Genomic DNA, 18,293 nt, shown 5'->3' on the forward strand with positions numbered 1-18,293 from the left:
TAAAAAGGAGGGCAACGATGGACCTGGTCCGTGTCCGAGCCGACCTGAGCGGAGCGGAGGTCGTGGTCTCGTGGTCAGGCGACGTCTACGCCTGGCTCCCCGGGGACGGCCCTCACCACCTCTTCGGATTCGAAGGGGTCAACGTCTCACGAGCGGTGGCGGCCGAGGCCGGGTACCGGCTCCTGAGCCGCGAGGCGGCCTTCTACCTCGATCCGGCCACGCGCGAGATCCTGGACACCTGGGACAACCGCTACACCGGCGACAAGGTGGACGTCGCGCACGTCTGGAACGACCCGGTGAACCAGTTCTGGCCGCACGGCCTCGAACCGTCCACCACCCGGATCGGGGCCGACGTCGTGATCAACGCGGACGTCCTGCTCGCCTATCCGTCACCGCTGCCGGTCGCCGAATATCCGGAGAACTCCGGCGACGACGTCTACCGCGCCATGGAACTCTTCCAGTTCTTCGCCCGCGCCGCCGACGTGGACGACTCCTCCGTCGACAACGTCGGATGCACGCTGTCGTGGACGCGGGTCGCCCCCTGGCTGCCGTGGATGCGGATGGCGCGGCGACCGGGCGCGCTGGTCTACCACTGCCGGGGCGCCAAACTCCCGGGCTGGGAGGCGGTTCCCGAGCGGATCAGGAAGTTCGTCGCCGACCACGGTCCGCGGTTCGCGCACGCCCCGGAGACCTGGTCAGCGCCCAACGAGACGAGCTGGACCTCCTTCCGGAAGCGCGCAATACATCCTTCGGACGATGCGCAGCGGCCTCAGGAGACCTAGTCTTTCCACCCATCCAAACGCCATTCCGGATATAGGAACACAGCGAGGAGTGGTCCGACTTGGCCTCCTACCTCCTCCGGCGCCTGATCGCCCTGCTGACCACGGTCTTCGTGGTGGTCTCGCTGGTCTTCGTCCTGCTGAGGCTGTCCCCCGGCAGCCCGCTCTACACTCTGCTCGGCTACAGCTACAGCGAGGAAGGAAGAGCCGCCGTCGCGGCACGGCTCGGCCTGGACGCCTCGATCCCGGAGCAGTACATCCGGTATGTCGGCCGGCTGTTCACCGGCGACCTGGGCAGCTCGCTCTTCTCCGGTCAGCCGGTGGTCTCCCTCGTCATGGAACGACTGCCCGTCTCCCTTGAGCTGGGACTGGTGGCCGCGGGCGCGTGGATGCTTCTGGGCGTCCTGGCAGGCGCCGCCGCCGCGCTCCGCCGCGGCTCGATCATCGACGGGTTCGTCCGCGTGGTCAGCGTGGTCGCGCTGTCCGTGCCCAGCTTCTGGCTCGGCCTGGTCTGCGTCCTGGTCTTCGGGGTCTACGTCGTGGGGGTCTTCCCCGCCGACGGCTACGTCCCGCCAGGGGACGGGCTGGGCGCGCATCTCAGCAGCCTGGCCCTGCCCGCGTTCGTCCTCGGCCTGCCCGCGTTCGCCGTGGTCGCGCGGACGCTTCGAGCCTCGTTGCTGGAGGTGCTGGAGCGCGACTACGTGGCGTTCGCCTGGGCCATCGGGCTGCCCCGTGGCGCACTCGTCCGCAGGGTCGCCCTGCGCAACGCGGCCGTACCGGTCGTCACGGTGATGGGGCTCATGCTCGGCATGCTGGTCAGCGGGGCGATCCTGGTGGAGAACGTGTTCGGCGTCCCGGGCATCGGCCAGCTCATGGTCGACTCCTTCCGCCGCCAGGACTACCCCGTCGCCGTCGGGTGCTGCCTGGCTGTGGCGCTGCTGTACCTCGTGACCAACCTGCTCGTGGACCTGGCCCAGCTGGCCATCGACCCCCGGGTGCGCGAGGGGCTGCTGCGATGAGACTGACCTGGTTCGGCGCCGGCTGCGCGGCGCTGTTCTGCCTGCTCGCCGTCCTCGGTCCGCTGGTGACCGGCGATCCCGACGCCGGCGGACCTGACGTCCTGGCCGGCCCGAGCATGACCCACCCGTTCGGCACCGACCAACTCGGCCGGGATCTGCTCGCCCGCACCGCGTCGGGCACGCGGGTCTCGCTCCTGGTCAGCCTGGCCGCGGTCGCCCTGGGACTGCTCATGGCCCTGCCCTTGGGCATCCTGGCCGGCTACCTGCGCGGCACGCTGGTCGACGACCTGGTCATGCGCGGCCTGGAGATCATTCAGGCGCTTCCCATGTTCGTGCTGGCCATGTTCGTCATCGGCCTGAGCGGGACAGCCACCATCCACCTCGGGCCGGTTCCCATCACCATGACGGCCAAGGTCGTCCTGCTGCTGGGCGTCGCCTTCGTCCCCTACTTCGCCCGTGTCGCCCGGGCGTCCACCCTCGTCGAGATGGGCCAGGACTACGTGCCTTCGCTTCAGGTGATCGGCGTCCGCCGTACCCGCGTCATCCTCGGCGAACTGCTCCCCAACATCGCCCCCGCCATGGCCGTCCAGGCCTTCCTGGCCATGGCGCTGGCCGTCTTCGCCGAAGGCGGGCTCGGCTTCCTGGGGCTCGGCATCCAGCTCCCCCAGGCCACCCTGGGCAACCTGACCGGCGGCGGCACCGGTTACCTGCCGGCGGGCATCTGGTGGTACTCCGTCCTGCCCGGCGCCGTCATGCTCGCCGGGATCCTCGGGTTCAACCTGGTCGGCGACACCCTCTCCGACCGGCTTGGCGGACATGCGCTGAAGGAGATTCGATGACCCCTGCCTTCTGGTCCAGACGGCGGCTGCTCGGCACCCTGGGCGCGATCCCGCTGGCCGCCGCCTGCTCCCCGCGGACCTCCCGTACGGCAAGCGGCACCCTGCGCATCGGCATCCCGGCAGGCCCGAGCAACCTCAACCCGCTCGACTCCGGAAGCGAGGTGACCCGCTGGATCGCCGAACCGGTGATGGAGACCCTCTACGACTACGACGCGGACCTGCGCCCGGTCCCCCTCCTCGCCGCCAAGGCCCCCGCCGTCTCACCGGACGGCCTGACCTGGACGATCTCGCTGAAGCCCGGAGTGACGTTTCACAACGGCGACCCGTTCACCGCCGAGCACGTCACCGCCTCCCTCGACCACGTCGCCGCCTTCGCCAGCGGAAGCGAATGGGTCGTCTACTTCCTCGGCTACTACGCCGGCGCGCACGCGGTCGACGCGCACACCGTGGAGATCAAGCTCAACCGTCCCTACGGACTGCTGCGTTCACACCTGACCAACCTGCCGATCACGCACAAGGCCTACGCCGAGCGCAAGGACGGGATGATGGGCACCGGACCCTACCGGCTGGACAAGGTGACCTCCGGTCTCGGCTACGCGATGAGCGCCCACCCCCGCTACCACGGCCCCGAGCCCGCCTACAGAGGGCTGGAGTTCCAGATCATCCCTGACGGTTCCACCCGTGCGGTCAACCTCCGCGCGGGCAGCGTCGACCTGGCGACCGAGCTCCCCGTCGCCGCCCTGCCCCTGCTCGCCGGCCTGCCTCAGGTCACCGTCCATCGAGTGGACGCACCCATTGACCTGCTCACCTATGTCAAGGTCGGCGATCCCCCCTTCGACGATGACGACTTCCGGCTCGCCGTCGCGCACGCCATGGACCGGCAGGCCGTCAACGACAAGGTCTATGGCGGAGCCGCCACCCTCGGCCAGGGCCCCATAGGACCGGCCGAACGCGGTTACGACCCCGGTCTCACGGTCTTCCCCGCCACACCGGACCTGGCCAGGGTCCGCGACCTGTTGAAGGGCGTGCGCGACCCCTCGTTCACCCTCACCATCAGCGCCGGTCAGACGATGGAGGACATCGCACAGGTGCTCATGCAGGGCTGGCAGCGCGCGGGCATCACCGTGAAGCTGGAGGTCCTTCAAGGCGGTCCGTGGGCGCAACGCTGGATCTCCGGCAAGTACCAAATGATCATGAATCGCTTCTCCAGCGGATTCACCAGCGGCGACGCCAACTACCTCACCCTCTCCCCGGCCCTGTCCACCAGCGTCCTGGCCTGCGGCTACCGCGACAAGGACGTGGACACCGCCATCGAACGCATCTGGGCCACCGATGACCAGGCCGAACGCGACCGGCTCCTCACCCGGGTCAACGCCCGGATCACCGAGGACGCCGTGATGTTCCCCCCGGTCTATCCCCAGATGATCGTCGGCCGGCGCGACGACGTGAGCCCGCTGGATCCGGCCAGGCTGCGGATCAACCGCCTCGGCACCACTCGCCTGCGGCCACGCGGGAGCACCGGATGACCGAGCTGCTCGCCGTCAGTGGCCTGCATGTGGACTATCCGGGCGTGCGGGCGGTCCATGACGTCTCCTTCACGCTGCGACAGGGTGAGGTCTTCGGCCTGGTGGGCGAATCGGGCAGCGGCAAGAGCAGCGTGTGCGCGGCGCTCACGCGCGTGCTGCCGCCCGGTGCCAGGATGACGGCCGAGGCCGTCCGGCTCGACGGCCAGGCGCTGTCCGACCTCACCGACGAGCAGATGCGCCGGCTGCGCGCCACCCGCATCGGAGTCATCCCGCAACGACCCATGACCTCGCTCAGCCCGGTCACCCCGGTCCTGCGGCAACTGCGATGGCACGCCGGAGACGCCGATCTCCCCGCGTTGCTCGGTCAGGTCGGGCTGCGCGCCGTCCTCGACCGCCCTCGCGACGCCCCCCACCGATTCTCCGGCGGCCAGTTGCAGCGGCTGCTCATCCTGCTCGCCGCACTCGCCAGGCAGCCCGACCTGCTCATCGCCGACGAACCGACCACGACGCTGGACCCCACGGTGCAGGCGCAGGTGCTCCGCCTGCTGCTCGACCTGCGCGACCGGCTCCGGCTCGCCATCCTCTACGTCACCCACGACCTGGCCGTGGTGGCACAGGTCTGCGACCGGGTCGGCGTGATGTACGGCGGGCGCCTGGTGGAGACGGGGACGACCGAACAGATCTTCACCTCTCCGCGCCACCCCTACACCCGCGCTCTGCTCTCGGCGCTTCCGGGCCGGACCGGCGCCGGATCGCGCCTGGGCGCTCTCGCCCCCGGCCCCGTCGCGCGCCACGGCTGCCCGTTCGCACCGCGCTGCCCGGTCGTCATGGACGTATGCGCCGCGCAGGACCCGCAGCCCGTTCTCGACGTTCGCTGCCACCACACGAAAGGCACGCCATGACAGCGCTCGTCGAGTTCGACCAGGTCACCCACCACTATCCACTCGCCCGGCGGCAGGTCGTCCATGCGGTGGAAGGCGTCTCGCTCAGCCTGCGGCCCGGTCAGACCCTGGCGGTGGTGGGCGAGTCCGGGTGCGGCAAGTCGACCCTCGCGCGGCTCGCCGTCGGCCTGGTCACGCCGACGGCCGGGCAGGTACGGCTGGCGGGCGAACCCGTCAGCCGGCCGCTGAGCCGTGAGGCACGCCGGGCTGTGCAGTTCGTCTCCCAGAATCCCTGGTCGGCGCTGAATCCCCGCAAGACGATCGGCCACTCGGTCGGCCTGCCCCTCCTCGTGCACGGCCTCTGCGCGACCAAGGGCGAGCGGGCCCGCCGGGTGGCCGAGCTCCTGGAGCAGGTCGGCCTGCCCGCGGACCACGCGCGCCGCCGCCCCGGAGGCGTCAGCGGCGGCGAGCTCCAGCGCGTCACCGTGGCACGCGCGCTCGCCGCCCGGCCTCGCGCCATCGTGCTGGACGAGCCGACGGCCAGCCTCGATGCCGGTGTCAAGGCCACCGTTGTCAACCTGCTGCTGGACCTGCGCCGATCTCTGGGGCTGGGTTATCTGCTCATCACCCACGAACTGGACATCGCACGTCACCTCGCCACCCACGTCGCCGTGATGTACCTGGGCAGGATCGTCGAGCACGGCCCCGCGGCGGAGATCTTCGACTCCCCTCGGCACCCCTACACCCGCACCTTGCTGGCGGCGGTTCCCGTCCCCGACCCCACCCGTCGGCAGCTGATCGCCGTGCCCGGCGAGGTCCCCTCCGCCGTACATCCTCCGCCCGGCTGCGCCTTCCATCCGCGCTGCCCCCACGTGGCCGATGCCTGCCGGGACGAGGTGCCGCTCCTGATGGAGGTGCCCGATCGCGCGGGCAGGCGGAGCGCCTGCCTGCGGGATCGGGAGATCGCCCGTGCGGCGAGCGAGTGAGGGCGGGCCGGTCCTCCCGGCCCGTCCTCACGACAGGCGATCAGGCCGTACGACGGCGCCGCACCACGACGACGACCCCCGCGACCACCAGTACCGCCGCGATCCCGATACCGGCCATCAGCATGGTGTTCGAGCCGCTGTCGTCAGCCGCCGGTGCCGCCGCCGGCGAGGCGGCCGGTTCCTGGGCGGCCGGGGTGCCCGGCGCGCTGGAGGGCGCGCCCTGGGCGGTCGCGAACGTGATGGGCAGTTGGGCGTAGTTCCGGGTGTCGCGTGGGTTGGCGGGGTCGTTGGTCATCAGCGCGCACGTGGTGTTCGTGCAGTCGGTCGCGCCGAACGTCGCGGCCGGTTTGATCTTCGCCTCCAGCTTGCCGCCGGTGTCGGTCGCCACCTTGGTGAAGTTCCCGGTGTCGCAGGCCTTGCCGGGAGGCTGCTTGGTGTCGCAGATCGCGAGGAACAGTGCGGTCTTGGGCGTGAACCCGGTCCCCGTCACGGTGATCTCGGATCCGGGCGACAGGTCGGTGCTCTGGCTTGCGGTCAGTTCCGGTCCGGCCGCCGTCGCGGCGGCCGGACCGGCCGCCGCGACGAGGGCGCACGTGAGAGCGACGGTGAGTGTGAGGAGCTTGCGGGGCATTCGACGGCCTCCTTGAGCTAGCTGTCTGGTCCAACCCCCGAGGCGCTTGCGGAACACTGTTTCACGACATAGTGTCACAAAACAAGATGTGGCCATCCCCAGCACAAGGACACATATGAGCGCGGACGTCATGTCCTCCCCCGCAGCGGAAAAGCATCAGCACCATCGCGACGTGACCGGCGGCTGGCTCCGCCCCGCGGTCTTCGGCGCGATGGACGGCCTGGTCTCCAACTTCGCCCTCATCAGCGGCATCGTGGGCGGTGGCGCCTCCGGCACGGTCGTGGTCGTCACCGGACTGGCCGGCCTGGCCGCCGGCGCGTGCTCCATGGCCGCCGGCGAATACACCTCCGTCGCCTCTCAGACGGAGCTCATGCAGGCCGAGATCGCAGTGGAGAAGGTCGAGCTGGCCCGGAACCCCGAGGGTGAACGCGCCGAGCTCACCGCCCTCTACCGGGCCCGCGGCCTGGACGTCGAGACCGCCGAGAAGGTCGCGGCACAGATCAGCGCCCAGCCGGAACTGGCCTGGCGGGTCCACGTACGCGAAGAGCTCGGCGTCGACCCCGACGACCTGCCCTCCCCCTACGTAGCGGCCCTGTCCTCGTTCACCGCCTTCGCCGTGGGCGCGATCATCCCGGTGCTGCCGTTCGTCTTCGGCGCCTCCGGCCTGCTCCTGGCCGCCATCGTCAGCATCCTCGGGCTGCTGGTGGCCGGCGGCATCGTCGCCCGGCTCACCGCACGACCGTGGTGGGCCGGCGCCCTGCGTCAACTGATACTCGGCAGCTTCGCCGCGGCGGCAACCTTCGGAATCGGAAGCCTGGTAGGAGCCGGGCTCTCCTGAGAGGAACGACCAGCATGGGAATCAGGCACGACATGCCGCTGCTCGCCCGGCACGAAGGCGAGTGGGAGGGCACCTACACCTACGTGGACGGCGACGGCAAGGTCGTCGACCGGCATCACGCCCGGCTCACCTGTACCCTGCCCGATGGCGGCGAATGGGACTATTACCAGGTCAACCGCTACACCTGGGAGGACGGCCGGACCGAGGAGCACTGTTTCCCCGGCACCTACCTGGGCGAGGGCCGCTGCGCGTTCGACACCGAGCGGATCAGAGGCGAGTTCTGGGCCGTGGACGACGACACGATCTACTTGTCGTGGATCTACAAGGAGAGCGGCGCCGACCTGAGGCTCTTCGAGCTGATCGTGCTGAGCCCGGACGGCGACACGCGTAGCCGCGTATGGCAATGGATCCAGGGCGGGCAGTGCGTCCGGCGGACCCTGATCGACGAGACCCGCGTCCAGCCGTGAAGGCGCAGTTGCTGATCGCCAACGGCGTGCGCGAGTTCGCCGTGGCCACCCCGTCCGCCGTCGCCGTGGTGGACGGGGACCGGCACCTGAGCTACGCGGCCCTGCACGAGCGCTCCAGCCGCCTGGCCAACGCGCTGCTCGACGCCGGCCTCGCGCCCGGTGACACGGTGGCCGTCCTGCTCGGCAACCAACTGGAGTATCCGGAGGTCGCCTGCGGGATCGCCAAGGCCGGTCTGGTGATGGTGCCGCTCAACCCGCGACTGACCCAGGTCGAGATCGCCTTCGTCGTCGGACACTCCGGCGCCGGAGCACTCGTCGTGGACGCGTCCCTGGAAGAGCTGGTCCCTGGTGATCCGCCCCTCGTGCTGCGGGTCGGCGGTTCCTACGAGCAGGCCCTCGCCGCCGCGCCCACACGTGACCCCGAGATCTGGGTCGATGAGAATTCTCCCTTCTGCGTCGCCTACACCTCGGGCACCACGGGTGATCCCAAGGGCGTGCTCATCAGCCATCGCTCCCGCGTGCTCACCTTCTACTGCTCGGCCCTGGACTGGGGACTCGGCACCGGCCGCCGTTCCATCGCCGTCGCTCCGATGTACCACGGCGCGGGATTCGCCTTCGCCTACGGCGCGATCCATACCGGCGGGACCGTCGCCATGCTCCGCTCGTGGGACCCCGAACGCCTGCTGACCCTGGTCGCCGAGTACCGCGCGCAGTCGGTGTTCCTGGTCCCCACCCACGCGCAGACCCTGCGCGCGCTCGGCGATCAGGCGCTGCGCCGCCACGACCTGGGCAGCCTGGACACGCTGTTCTTCAACGCCGCCGCGCTGCCCGTCCCGCTCAAGGAGTGGGTCTTCGACGCCCTCCCCGGAACCGGCGTGCACGAGCTGTACGGTTCCACCGAGGCAGGGATCGTCACCAATCTCCGTCCCGCCGACGCCCGGCGCAAGGCCGGATCCGTAGGCCATCCCTGGTTCATGACGGAGGTCAGGCTCGTCGGCGACGACGGCTCGCCCGTCCCCGCCGGCACCCCCGGGGAGCTGTTCAGCCGCTCCCCCTTCCTGATGAACGGCTACCTGCGCAACGAGCCGGCCACCCAGGCATGCACGACCGAGGACGGCTTCCTCACCAGCGGCGACATCGCCGTCGCCGATGAGGACGGTTTCCTGCGCATCGTCGACCGCAAGAAGGACGTGATCATCACGGGCGGCCTCAACGTCTACCCGCGAGAGATCGAGAGTGTCATCGACGGCTACCCCGGGGTCGGGGAGTCAGCCGTGGTCGGCGAACCGGACGACACCTGGGGCGAGCGGATCGTCGCGTACGTGTCCGGCTCGGTGGCCCCCGCCGACATCCACGCGTATCTGCGTCTCCACCTGGCCGGCTACAAGCTGCCCAAGGTCATTCACATCGTCCCGCGTCTCCCCCGGAACGCGGCGGGCAAGGTGCTCAAGCGCGAGTTGAAGGAGTCCCATGCGTCCCCACGTTGAACTCATCCACGAGAAGGACTACGTCTGGCACGGCGCCGAGCTCATCGGTGGGGAGGGCCGCGCCAGTGAGCGGCGGCTGTCGGTCGACGAGGAAGACGGATCGTGCTCGCTGCGCATCGACTTCCACACCCGGTGGGGGCGCGGACCAGGTGTCCACCACGCCGACACGGAGTACTTCGTGCTGGAGGGCTCCATGACCTACGGCGGCCGTACCATCGGCAGGGGCGGCTACGTCCACGCCCCCAAGGGCGTCCCGGCCGAGGCCGTCACCTTCGCCGAAGGAACCAGGATCCTCCACTACCGGGAGTACGGCGACGCCGGATTCGACCCCGGCGCGGCCCGCCGGCCCGGCGCCGGGGACGACGTCATCGTGCTCGATTCCGCGGCCATGACCTGGGACGCCGTGCCCAACGCCGGCCCGATGCCGGGCCTGTTCATCAAGTACCTCCATGTCGATCCGGTGAGCGGCTTCTACACCCGTCTGGTCCATTCTCAGGAGGGCTGGTCCGACCACCGGCTCGCGCACCATCCGTGCTACGAGGAGGCGTACACCATCGAAGGCCGGATGGAGTACAACTTCGGCACCCTGCTCGACAACACCTACTTCTTCCGGCCCGCCCGGGTGAAGCACGGCCACTTCACCACCATGGAAGGCGGTGTCACGTGGATCCTGCGTTCCGACGGTGAGCTCCAGAACTGGTACACCCAGAACGAGTGGGTCCGCTGGGGCGGAGAGGCGGTCAACTACGGGCCGAACGGCGGCCGCATGCGCTGGTCCCAGTCCAGTCACGACCTCGGCGCGGGATCCCCGCCACGCAGCGAGCGCGACCTGGCCGACCTGCGTGCCTCACTGGCCTTCGCCCGCCGGCAGGGCGGTCAGGACGTCGACTTCGTCCCGCACGGCCAGGGCACCGACAAGAGCGTCCTCGCCGTGGCCAAGGCCATGGACGCCGCCCGGCTCCAGGGCGGCCACAGCGACCACCACGACCACCACGACCACAAGCACGACCACGACCACGCGCATCCCGACTGGGGCGCCGATCCGCACGTCCTGGAGCACCCCGACGAGCGCACCGACTCCGGTTCGCACAACTGGGCCCAGGGGCGGCCGTGGAAGCAGGGCGACCCGATCCCCGCCCCCGTCATCTCCTCCCTCCCCGTCCGCAGCCGCTCCGCCGGACGGTGGAGCACGGACGGCATGTGACTCAGGAACCGAAGTACCCGGTGGTCTCCGGCCATGGTCTTGGCGGGGGCGGAGACCACCACCCGTTCGCGTTCGGCGTGCAGGCGGCCGCAAGCTGGTGGCGAGGCTCGCGCCGCCGAGGCGGACGCTCCCCGCAGCCACTCCGACCAGCCCTGACACGGCCCTGAGCAGCGAGGCCCCCTTCACCGCCGACGAGTCGAGATCGTCATCCTCTGCGGAGGTAGGAGCCGCCCGGCTCGCCCACGACGGCCCCGTCGCGGAAGGCGACGCGGCCACCGACGACCGTGGCCACCGGCCAGCCGGTCGCGGCCACGCCCTCGAACGGGCAGTGGTCCTGGCCCGACAACAGCAGCTCGCTCGTGACGGTACGGGTGACGGCCGGGTCGAGCACCGTGAAGTCGGCGTCGAAGCCGACCGCCAGGCTGCCCTTCCGGCCCCACAGGTTGTAGGCGCGAGCCGGGTTGGCCGAGGCCACCTCGGCGATCCGGGCCAGCGGCAGCCCACGCTTGAGGTGGCCCTCCGAGAACAGCACCGGGTACAGCAGCGCCGTGCCGCCGAAGCCGGGCCTGGCCGGCCACAACGCGTCGCCCTTGTGCTCCTCCATGCAGCAGGCGTGGTCGGAGGCCACCCAGTCGATGGCGCCGTCGGCGACCCCGGCCCACAGGGCGTCGTTGTGCTCGCGGGTGCGGACGGGCGGGTTGACCTTGCCGCCCAGGCCGCCCCTGGCGTCCAGTTCGTCGTGGTCCAGGCACAGGTGGTGGAGGGTGGTCTCGCGGCGCGCCCCGCGATGCGGCGCGGCCGCCGCCAGAGCCTGCGCGCTGGACAGGTGGAGGAAGTTGACCTCGACACCGGTGTGCGCGGCGAGGGTGACGGCCTCCGCGATCGCCACCTCCTCGGTGAGCGGCGGCCTGCCCTCGCTGTAGGCGCGCAGGTTCTGCGGCCCTCCGGCGCGCTGGACCCGGTCGATGAAGACCCGCATCAGCTCTGACTGCTCGCAGTGCAGGCTGAGCGAGATGCGCTTGTCCGGCCGGGCGCGCTGCACCTCGGCCAGCTTCTCCATGATGAGGAAGAGGTGGCCGAGGTCGTACTCGTCGCCCATGGTGAAGGAGCGGGCGTCGCGGCTGTTCGCGGCCAGGTCGAAGCCCTTGTAGAACATGTAGTACTTGTACGACGTGATGCCGTGCCCGGTCACGAGCTCCGGGATCTCCTCGATCTGCTCGACCGTCATCGGGGCGAGGTGGAACCCGTAGTCGGTCCAGGCCTGACCGTCGACCGCGGCCAGCGCCTCGGGGAAGATCGTCCGATAAGGGCCGGTCTTGTCCAGATAGTGCTGCCCGGTACGGAAGTAGGACAGGACTGTGGTGGCTCCGCCGACCAGCGAGGAGCGGGTCTCTTCGTAGGCGTCCACCGCCATATCCCGATAAATGCCGATGTGGAAGTGGGCGTCCACGGCTCCGGGCAGCACGACCTTGCCGGACGCGTCGATCACCTCGTCGGCCCCCGACAGCCCCTCACCCATCGCGACGATCCGGCCGCCGGCAATGGCCAGGTCGGCCCTGACCTCACCGTGGTACGGCAGGACGAGAAGTCCGTCTTTGACCAGTAAGTCGTATTGCTTCATCGGTGCGGCCGGCGGGTGTCCCGGCCGTCACCTCCCTTCGTCATGTCATGTGGCCCATCTGGGCCGAGAGCCGGGCCGTCGTTTCGAGCAGAGCCTCGGCCGCGCGCTTCTCCTCGCCCCGGAACCGCTCCTGCGGCCCGCAGACGCTGATGACGGCGGCGGGACTGCCGTGATGGTCGAAGACGGGGGCGGCGACCGAGGCGGATCCGGGCTGCCGTTCTGCGCTGGACTTGGCGTAGCCGCGGCGGCGGATGGCCGCCAGGTCCTTGCGCAGGACGTCCTCGTGCACGAGCGTGCGTTCGGTCAGGCGGGCGAGCGGCACCGTCTTGAAGTAGTCGTCGATCTCCGCCTCGGTGAGGAAGGCGAGGAACGCCTTGGAGGAGGCGCCGGCGTGGAGCGGATAGGGAACGCCGAGGGTGACCGACATGATCACCTCCCGGCTGGGCGTCACCTGGTCGACATAGACGCGGGTGTGGCCGGTCCGGACGGAGAGGGTGGCGGTCTCCGACAACGTCCTGGACAGCGAGACCAGCTCGGGCGCGCTCAGCCGCCGGACGTCCAGCCGGTCGAGGTAGGCCAGCCCGAGCCGCATCGCGGTCAGGCCGAGCGAGTATCTGCGGGTCTCCTCGTCCAGCTCGATCAGGCCGCGCAGCCGCAGCGAGGCGAGGATGCGGTGCACCGCCGCCTTCGACAGCGCGAGCTTCTCGGCGATCTCCGTGACGCCCAATGTCCGGGCCTCGGGGTCGGCGAACAGCACGAGTACGTCGGCCGCGCGCTCGACGGTCGCGACGGTCTGGCTCGTGCCCTCGGTGGTACGCCGGCGCAGCGGCTTGGATGTGTCCATCGGCATGCGGTGTTCCTACTCATCGGCGGCTCAGTCCCACCGGTACGGGCGGGTCGGTGACGATCCTGGTGTCGAGGAAATCCCACCACGTTTCCTGGGACACCCGTTCACTCTCCCATTCCGGATCGGCCTTCAGCCCTCCCAGAGCGGCCCGATACGCGCCCCACGCGGCCTCGTCGTCGAAGGCCGCCCAGTTCTCCAGCACGTAGACCTCCCCGACGGCGCTGTAGTACCAGCGGACCTCCTTCACCATCGGGAGGTCCCGGTAGAAGAACCGTTCCCGCTGCTCAAGCCACGCCCAGAACGCCTTCATGTCCCGACGAGCCGTCTCGGTGAGCCGCATCCGATAGACGAGATAGATCATGCGGCGGCCTCCCATTCCTAGGACGTATGCCCTACAGTTTGGAACAGCTTTCCTCAAATGGGAACACCCTTGGAGGTTCTGTGACCGGCGGTCCCTTGACCGACGTGGTCGTCGCCTGGCCGCCCACGCACTCCACGCCTGGCTCGATCCGCTGGACCGGTCCGCACCCGAAGGACGAGTCGCACCCGAAGGGGGTCATCTGATGCCACGCCCGTGGGAAGTCCTCGCCAATGCCCGCGTGTTCGACCTCGCGCAACCCATGAGCACCGGCATGCCGCAGTCCCCCAACCACCCGCCCTTCCGCATGACCTTGGAGCGCCGCCACGGCGACCTGATCAGGGAGGACGGCGGCTCCGCCGCGAACGAGGTCATCATCACCGGCGGCCACGTCGGCACCCACGTCGACGCGCTGGCCCACGTCTCCCAGGACGGCCTGCTGCACGGCGGCCTCGCCTCGGAGACCGTGCAGGGCCACCGGGGATTCTCCGCCCTGGGCATCGACGCCTTCGCCCCCTACGTCGGCCGTGCCGTGCTGCTCGACGTCGCCGCTGCGCACGGGGTCCCCGTCCTGCCTGCCGGGTACGAGGTCACGCCGGACGACCTCGACCGGGCCGCCGCCGGGGTCGAGATCGAGCCCGGCCAGGCCATCCTGATCGGCACCGGCTGGTCACGCCATTGGCCGGATCCAGCGGTCTTCACCGGGCAGTCCGGCGGAGCGCCGGGCCCCGGGGAGGCCGCGGCACGCTGGCTGGCCGAGCGGCGTCCCCGGCTGGTGGGCGCGGAGACCATCGCCTTCGAGCGCATCGCGCCCGGCCGTGGCCACGCCGCCCTCCCGGTCCATCGCGTACTCCTGGTCGAGGAAGGGATCAACATCGTGGAGACGATGCGGCTGCACGAGCTGCTCGACGCCGCGGCGAAGGAGTTCCTGCTCGTGGTCAACCCGCTGCCCATCGTCGGGGCGACCGGCGCCCCCGTCCGGCCGCTGGCCGTGCTGTGATGTCCACCTACGCGGAGATTCTCGCCCGTTTCGCGACGGACTGCCGCGATCACGGCTTGCCCAGCGAGGTCGAGACCGACGCGATCGGCCGGATTCTGGACGTGCTCGGCAACTGCCTGGCGGCGCACGCCGAGCGGTCCGAGCCGGGTCCGCTGGAGGCGGTCCGGCAGGTGACCGCGGCCTGGGGCGGGACCGCCCAGGCGGGCGCGATCGGCATGCGGGAAAGGCTGCCCGCTCCCTCGGCCGCGCTGGTCAACGGCACGCTCGCGCACGCGCTCGACTTCGACGACACCCACCTGCCGTCGATCCTGCACCCCAGCGCGTCCGTGGTGCCGGCCGCGCTCGCGGCGGCGGCCGAGACCCGCGCCGACGGCCGCGCCCTGCTCGCCGCCGTCGCCGCGGGCGACGAGGTCTGCGTACGGCTGGGCGCCGCCTCCTACCTGCCGGACCTGCGCAACTCGCTCTTCTTCGAAAAGGGCCTGCACGCCACCTCCATCTGCGGCACGATCGGCGCCGCCGTGGCCGCCGGCCTCCTCTACGGCCTGGACGCCCCAGGACTCGTCTCAGCCGTCGGCGTCGCGGCGAGCATGGGGGCGGGGATCATCGAGGCCAACCGCACCGGCGGCACCGTCAAGCGGGTCCACTGCGGCTGGGCCGCACACTCCGGCGTCAGCGCCGCGGCCCTGGTCCGCGCCGGTCTCACCGGGCCCCCCACCGTGCTGGAGGGCCGCTTCGGCTTCCTGAACGCCTATCTCGACGGCCGCCACGACGGCGACGCGCTGCTCTCCGGGCTGGGCGAGCGCTGGGAGGTCACCCGGACCACCTACAAGCCCTACCCGGCCAACCACTTCACCCACCCCGGCATCGACTGCGCCCTGGCCCTGCGCGCACAGGGTCTCGACCCCGCCGACGTCGTGGAGGCCGAGCTCGCGGTGCCCGCCCCCGTGCTGCGGACGATCGCCGAGCCGTACGAGGAGAAGATCCGCCCCCGTACGGCCTACCACGCCAAGTTCTCCGGGCCCTACACCGTGGCCGTCGCACTGTTCGGTGGCGGCGGTCTGGGCGTCTACCTGGACGACTTCGCCGAGCTCCACCCCGAGCGGCTGGCTCTGGCGGCCCGGGTTCGATGTGTCGCCGATGAGCGGGCCTCAGCGCTCTTCCCCGCCGGCTTCGGCGCCGCCCTTCGGGTCCGCACCCGAGCGGGCGCCCTGCTGGAGCATCGTGTGGACTGCTCGCGTGGCGGCCCTGGATCGCCGTTGACCGGGGCGGAGCTGGCGATGAAGTTCCGGCTCAACGCCCGGCGGGCGCTGACCGGCGAGGCTGCCGACGCCCTGGAGTCCGCCGTGCGCGCGCTGCCGACAAGCGCGGACGCCGACCGGCTCACGCCATCCTGCTGAACGCCGGCTCGTCCGTGGAGCCCCACGCCCCGCCCTGCCGCTCGGGGCGGCAGCGGCGGGGGTCCGGGGCTCTCATTCCGCCGCGACCCAGTGGGCGGGCCCGGAGAACCAGGCCAGCGCAAGAGCGCCTCCGTCGCTTCTGGAGTCGGTACGCTCACGGCCTGCCGGGAACCAGCCGCGGTCTCCGGCCCCGAAGAGGATGCCGGACACCGTCAGTTCGCCTTCCAGGACGACGAATTCCTCGTCGCAGGAGTAGTGACCGGCCACGGGTCGTCCCCAGCCTGCCGGGAAGCGGACCAGCACCAGGAAGGAGCCGCCGGCGGGGTCGCCGTGCAGAGGCGCCAGGACGACCGGCGGGCTCGACCGGGGGATGGTGAAGGGACGCCAGGGCAGGTCCTGGCCGATCCGCTCGATCATCTGGCCATGCCCATCACCCGCCGTGCCGATCTCACGACGGCCTCGTCCACGAGGCGTCCCGCCTCGTCCAGGCATACCGCCGTCCCGGCCGCCAGTGCCTGGTCGTACCTGTCGAGCAGCGCTCCGGCGGCGGCCAGCACTTCGGCCGAAGGGGTGAACACCTCGTGCGCCACGGGAAGCTGGGCGGGGTGGACACAGGCCCTGCCCACGAAGCCCAGCCGGGCGAGCGCTTCGGTGGAGAGCCGGAAGGCGGCCAGGTCACGTACCTCCACGCTCACCGGGGCGACCGGCGGCGCGATCCCGGCGGCGGCGCTCGCCGCGACCACCTGGGAGCGGGCCCACAGCAGCTCGCGTCCGTCGGGTCCAGGAGTGATGCCGAGGTCGGCGGCCAGGTCCGCCTCGCCCAGCTGGAGCCGGGTGACCCTGGGAGCGAGGGCGATCGCCCGCGCCTCGAACACCGCGTTCGCCGACTCCAGGAGGGGCATGAGGCTGATCGTCCCGGGCGCCAGGCCGGCCGCTTCTTCGGCCTGGTCCAGCACCGCGGCGAGCGCTTCGACCTCGGCGGCGTTCTCGGCCTTGGCCATGCAGAGCCCGGTGAGCGCCGACCGGACGACGGCCTTGGCGTCGACGTGCCCGGCCGAGCCCGGGTTGACGCGCACCCAGATCTCCGGCCCGCGCGGCCCCTGGGCGAGCCAGTCGGCGACGGCGGTGCGGGCCGCCGCCTTGCCGGTGTGCCGGACGGCGTCCTCCAGGTCGACGATCAGCGCGTCCGCGCCGCGACCGGCGGCCTTGGCCAGCTTGCCGGCGGCGTCGCCGGGCACGTAGAGATAGGAGCGGGCGGTCATCCGATGCTCCCCTTCCCTGTGGTCAACGCCTTGGCGATGACCATGCGCAGGATGTCGTTGGTGCCTTCGCCGATCATCATCAGCGGGGCGTCACGGTAGAGCCGTTCCACGATGAACTCCTTGGAGTAGCCGTAGCCGCCGTGCACCTGCATGGCGATGAGCGAGCACTCCTGTGCCGCCTCTGACGCCAGCACCTTGGCCATCCCCGACTCCAGGTCGACCCGTTCCCCGGCGTCGGCCCGGGAAGCTGCCCAGTAGACCATCAGGCGGGCGGCCTGCACCTTGATCGCCATGTCGGCCAGCTTGAGCTGGATCGCCTGGAAGTCGTGGATGGGGCGCCCGAACGCCTGCCGCTGCCCGGCATAGGCCAGCGCCTCGTCGTAGGCGGCCTGGGCGACGCCGAGTGCGCGGGCCGCGACGTTGATCCGGCCGGTCTCCAGTCCGGACAGCACCTGCTGCATGCCGCGCCCTTCGACGCCGCCGAGCAGGTTGGCCACCGGCACCCGGGCATCCTGGAGTAGGACCTCGCACGACTCGGTGCCCTTGTAGCCCAGCTTGGGCAGGTCGCGCAGCACGGAGAAGCCGGGGGTGTCGCGTTCGACCAGGAGCACGGACATGCCCTGGTGCGCGGGCGTGGTCTGCGCCGTCTTGACCAGTACCGGCAGCGGGTCGGCGTGGCGGGCGTTGGTGATCCACGTCTTGGCGCCGTTGACGACATAGACGTCCCGTTCGCGGCGGGCGGTCGTGGTGATCCCTTGCAGGTCGGTGCCGGCGCCGGGTTCGGTCAGTCCGATGCCGCTCCGGCGCGCACCGGTCGCCAGCTCGGGCAGGAAGCGTTCCTGCTGTTCCGCCGTCCCGTACCTGGAGATCATCCAGCAGGCCAGGGAGTGGGAGCCGAGCGTGCCGGCCACTCCCATCCAGCCCTTGGAGATCTCCTCGAAGACCAGGGCGAAGGAGACCATGTCGGCGCCGAGCCCGCCGTACGCCTCCGGAACGGTCAGCCCGAACAGGCCCATGTCCTTCATCTTCGCGACGATCTCCGCGGGGTGGCGGTCGGTCGCCTCCCATTCCTGTGCGACGGGCCGGACGTCCTTGTCGACGAAGTCGCGCAGCGTCTGCCGGAAGAGTCGCTGTTCTTCGGTCAGTTCCAT

The 18,293-nt window shown here is 70.7% G+C and carries 20 protein-coding genes; 13 read left to right on the forward strand and 7 right to left on the reverse strand.

Annotation, left to right across the window (positions count from 1 at the left end):
* The first annotated feature begins 17 nt into the window (after positions 1 to 17).
* From IEZ27_RS35465 to IEZ27_RS35490, 6 genes are read left to right on the forward strand one after another with little or no spacing between them, the layout of a single operon-like run.
* On the forward strand, positions 18 to 782 hold the full coding sequence (locus tag IEZ27_RS35465; RefSeq protein ID WP_189651249.1) for a DUF1838 family protein: 765 nt from the start codon (positions 18 to 20) through the stop codon (positions 780 to 782).
* A gap of 59 nt (positions 783 to 841) precedes the next feature.
* Entirely contained in the window at positions 842 to 1,798 is a 957-nt protein-coding gene (locus tag IEZ27_RS35470; RefSeq protein WP_189651250.1) for an ABC transporter permease, read from the forward strand.
* On the forward strand, positions 1,795 to 2,637 hold the full coding sequence (locus IEZ27_RS35475) for an ABC transporter permease (protein ID WP_189651251.1): 843 nt from the start codon (positions 1,795 to 1,797) through the stop codon (positions 2,635 to 2,637). Before IEZ27_RS35470 ends, IEZ27_RS35475 begins: the two co-directional genes overlap by 4 nt.
* Positions 2,634 to 4,163 (forward strand): ABC transporter substrate-binding protein, encoded by a 1,530-nt coding sequence (locus IEZ27_RS35480; protein ID WP_189651252.1) that lies wholly within the window; start codon positions 2,634 to 2,636, stop codon positions 4,161 to 4,163. The genes IEZ27_RS35475 and IEZ27_RS35480 overlap by 4 nt, the downstream gene beginning before the upstream one ends.
* A complete protein-coding gene (locus IEZ27_RS35485; RefSeq protein ID WP_189651253.1) occupies positions 4,160 to 5,065 on the forward strand; it encodes an ABC transporter ATP-binding protein in 906 nt (301 codons plus the stop codon). Before IEZ27_RS35480 ends, IEZ27_RS35485 begins: the two co-directional genes overlap by 4 nt.
* Positions 5,062 to 6,030: an oligopeptide/dipeptide ABC transporter ATP-binding protein gene (locus IEZ27_RS35490; RefSeq protein ID WP_189651254.1), complete on the forward strand. Its 969-nt coding sequence runs from the start codon at positions 5,062 to 5,064 to the stop codon at positions 6,028 to 6,030. Before IEZ27_RS35485 ends, IEZ27_RS35490 begins: the two co-directional genes overlap by 4 nt.
* Positions 6,031 to 6,070: 40 nt before the next feature.
* Here IEZ27_RS35490 and IEZ27_RS35495 read toward each other — a convergent pair whose 3' ends face one another.
* Positions 6,071 to 6,661 carry a neocarzinostatin apoprotein domain-containing protein gene (locus tag IEZ27_RS35495; RefSeq protein WP_189651255.1) on the reverse strand — a complete coding sequence of 197 codons (591 nt, stop codon included), beginning with the start codon at positions 6,659 to 6,661 and terminating at the stop codon, positions 6,071 to 6,073.
* 172 nt (positions 6,662 to 6,833) lie between these two features.
* Between IEZ27_RS35495 and IEZ27_RS35500 the strand changes: the two genes are divergently transcribed.
* The 4 genes from IEZ27_RS35500 to IEZ27_RS35515 are packed head-to-tail and all read left to right on the forward strand — an operon-like array spanning position 6,834 to position 10,657.
* Complete coding sequence (locus IEZ27_RS35500) at positions 6,834 to 7,499, forward strand: VIT1/CCC1 transporter family protein (RefSeq protein WP_229824636.1); 666 nt, start codon at positions 6,834 to 6,836, stop codon at positions 7,497 to 7,499.
* A gap of 14 nt (positions 7,500 to 7,513) precedes the next feature.
* Positions 7,514 to 7,966, forward strand: a complete 453-nt coding sequence (locus IEZ27_RS35505) for a DUF3598 family protein (protein ID WP_189651257.1) — start codon at positions 7,514 to 7,516, stop codon at positions 7,964 to 7,966.
* Positions 7,963 to 9,453: a class I adenylate-forming enzyme family protein gene (locus IEZ27_RS35510; protein WP_229824637.1), complete on the forward strand. Its 1,491-nt coding sequence runs from the start codon at positions 7,963 to 7,965 to the stop codon at positions 9,451 to 9,453. The genes IEZ27_RS35505 and IEZ27_RS35510 overlap by 4 nt, the downstream gene beginning before the upstream one ends.
* Positions 9,437 to 10,657 (forward strand): DUF4437 domain-containing protein, encoded by a 1,221-nt coding sequence (locus IEZ27_RS35515; RefSeq protein WP_189651258.1) that lies wholly within the window; start codon positions 9,437 to 9,439, stop codon positions 10,655 to 10,657. The genes IEZ27_RS35510 and IEZ27_RS35515 overlap by 17 nt, the downstream gene beginning before the upstream one ends.
* 205 nt (positions 10,658 to 10,862) lie before the next feature.
* Here IEZ27_RS35515 and IEZ27_RS35520 read toward each other — a convergent pair whose 3' ends face one another.
* The 3 genes from IEZ27_RS35520 to IEZ27_RS35530 are packed head-to-tail and all read right to left on the reverse strand — an operon-like array spanning position 10,863 to position 13,486.
* Positions 10,863 to 12,278, reverse strand: a complete 1,416-nt coding sequence (locus IEZ27_RS35520) for a dihydroorotase (RefSeq protein ID WP_189651259.1) — start codon at positions 12,276 to 12,278, stop codon at positions 10,863 to 10,865.
* Positions 12,279 to 12,318: 40 nt separating this feature from the next.
* Positions 12,319 to 13,128, reverse strand: a complete 810-nt coding sequence (locus IEZ27_RS35525; RefSeq protein WP_229824638.1) for an IclR family transcriptional regulator — start codon at positions 13,126 to 13,128, stop codon at positions 12,319 to 12,321.
* 13 nt (positions 13,129 to 13,141) lie between these two features.
* Positions 13,142 to 13,486: a hypothetical protein gene (locus IEZ27_RS35530; protein ID WP_229824639.1), complete on the reverse strand. Its 345-nt coding sequence runs from the start codon at positions 13,484 to 13,486 to the stop codon at positions 13,142 to 13,144.
* 80 nt (positions 13,487 to 13,566) lie between these two features.
* Between IEZ27_RS35530 and IEZ27_RS55110 the strand changes: the two genes are divergently transcribed.
* Genes IEZ27_RS55110 through IEZ27_RS35540 form a run of 3 tightly spaced genes read left to right on the forward strand, consistent with a single transcriptional unit; the run spans position 13,567 to position 15,880 of the window.
* A complete protein-coding gene (locus IEZ27_RS55110; protein WP_268246105.1) occupies positions 13,567 to 13,689 on the forward strand; it encodes a hypothetical protein in 123 nt (40 codons plus the stop codon).
* Positions 13,689 to 14,483, forward strand: coding sequence for a cyclase family protein (locus tag IEZ27_RS35535; protein WP_189651261.1), 795 nt, complete (start codon positions 13,689 to 13,691; stop codon positions 14,481 to 14,483). The genes IEZ27_RS55110 and IEZ27_RS35535 overlap by 1 nt, the downstream gene beginning before the upstream one ends.
* A complete protein-coding gene (locus IEZ27_RS35540; RefSeq protein WP_189651262.1) occupies positions 14,483 to 15,880 on the forward strand; it encodes an MmgE/PrpD family protein in 1,398 nt (465 codons plus the stop codon). Before IEZ27_RS35535 ends, IEZ27_RS35540 begins: the two co-directional genes overlap by 1 nt.
* A gap of 72 nt (positions 15,881 to 15,952) precedes the next feature.
* On the opposite strand, the gene IEZ27_RS35545 is transcribed toward IEZ27_RS35540, so the two are convergent.
* Genes IEZ27_RS35545 through IEZ27_RS35555 form a run of 3 tightly spaced genes read right to left on the reverse strand, consistent with a single transcriptional unit; the run spans position 15,953 to position 18,293 of the window.
* Positions 15,953 to 16,297, reverse strand: coding sequence for a cupin domain-containing protein (locus tag IEZ27_RS35545; RefSeq protein ID WP_189651263.1), 345 nt, complete (start codon positions 16,295 to 16,297; stop codon positions 15,953 to 15,955).
* The gene (locus IEZ27_RS35550; protein ID WP_189651264.1) at positions 16,294 to 17,142 is read right to left on the reverse strand and encodes an HpcH/HpaI aldolase/citrate lyase family protein; all 849 of its coding nucleotides are present in this window, start codon (positions 17,140 to 17,142) and stop codon (positions 16,294 to 16,296) included. The genes IEZ27_RS35545 and IEZ27_RS35550 overlap by 4 nt, the downstream gene beginning before the upstream one ends.
* Positions 17,139 to 18,293: an acyl-CoA dehydrogenase family protein gene (locus IEZ27_RS35555; RefSeq protein WP_189651265.1), complete on the reverse strand. Its 1,155-nt coding sequence runs from the start codon at positions 18,291 to 18,293 to the stop codon at positions 17,139 to 17,141. Before IEZ27_RS35555 ends, IEZ27_RS35550 begins: the two co-directional genes overlap by 4 nt.

Origin of the sequence: Nonomuraea spiralis (assembly GCF_014648435.1) — a bacterium.
In the GTDB taxonomy this organism is placed as follows: Bacteria; Actinomycetota; Actinomycetes; order Streptosporangiales; family Streptosporangiaceae; genus Nonomuraea; species Nonomuraea spiralis.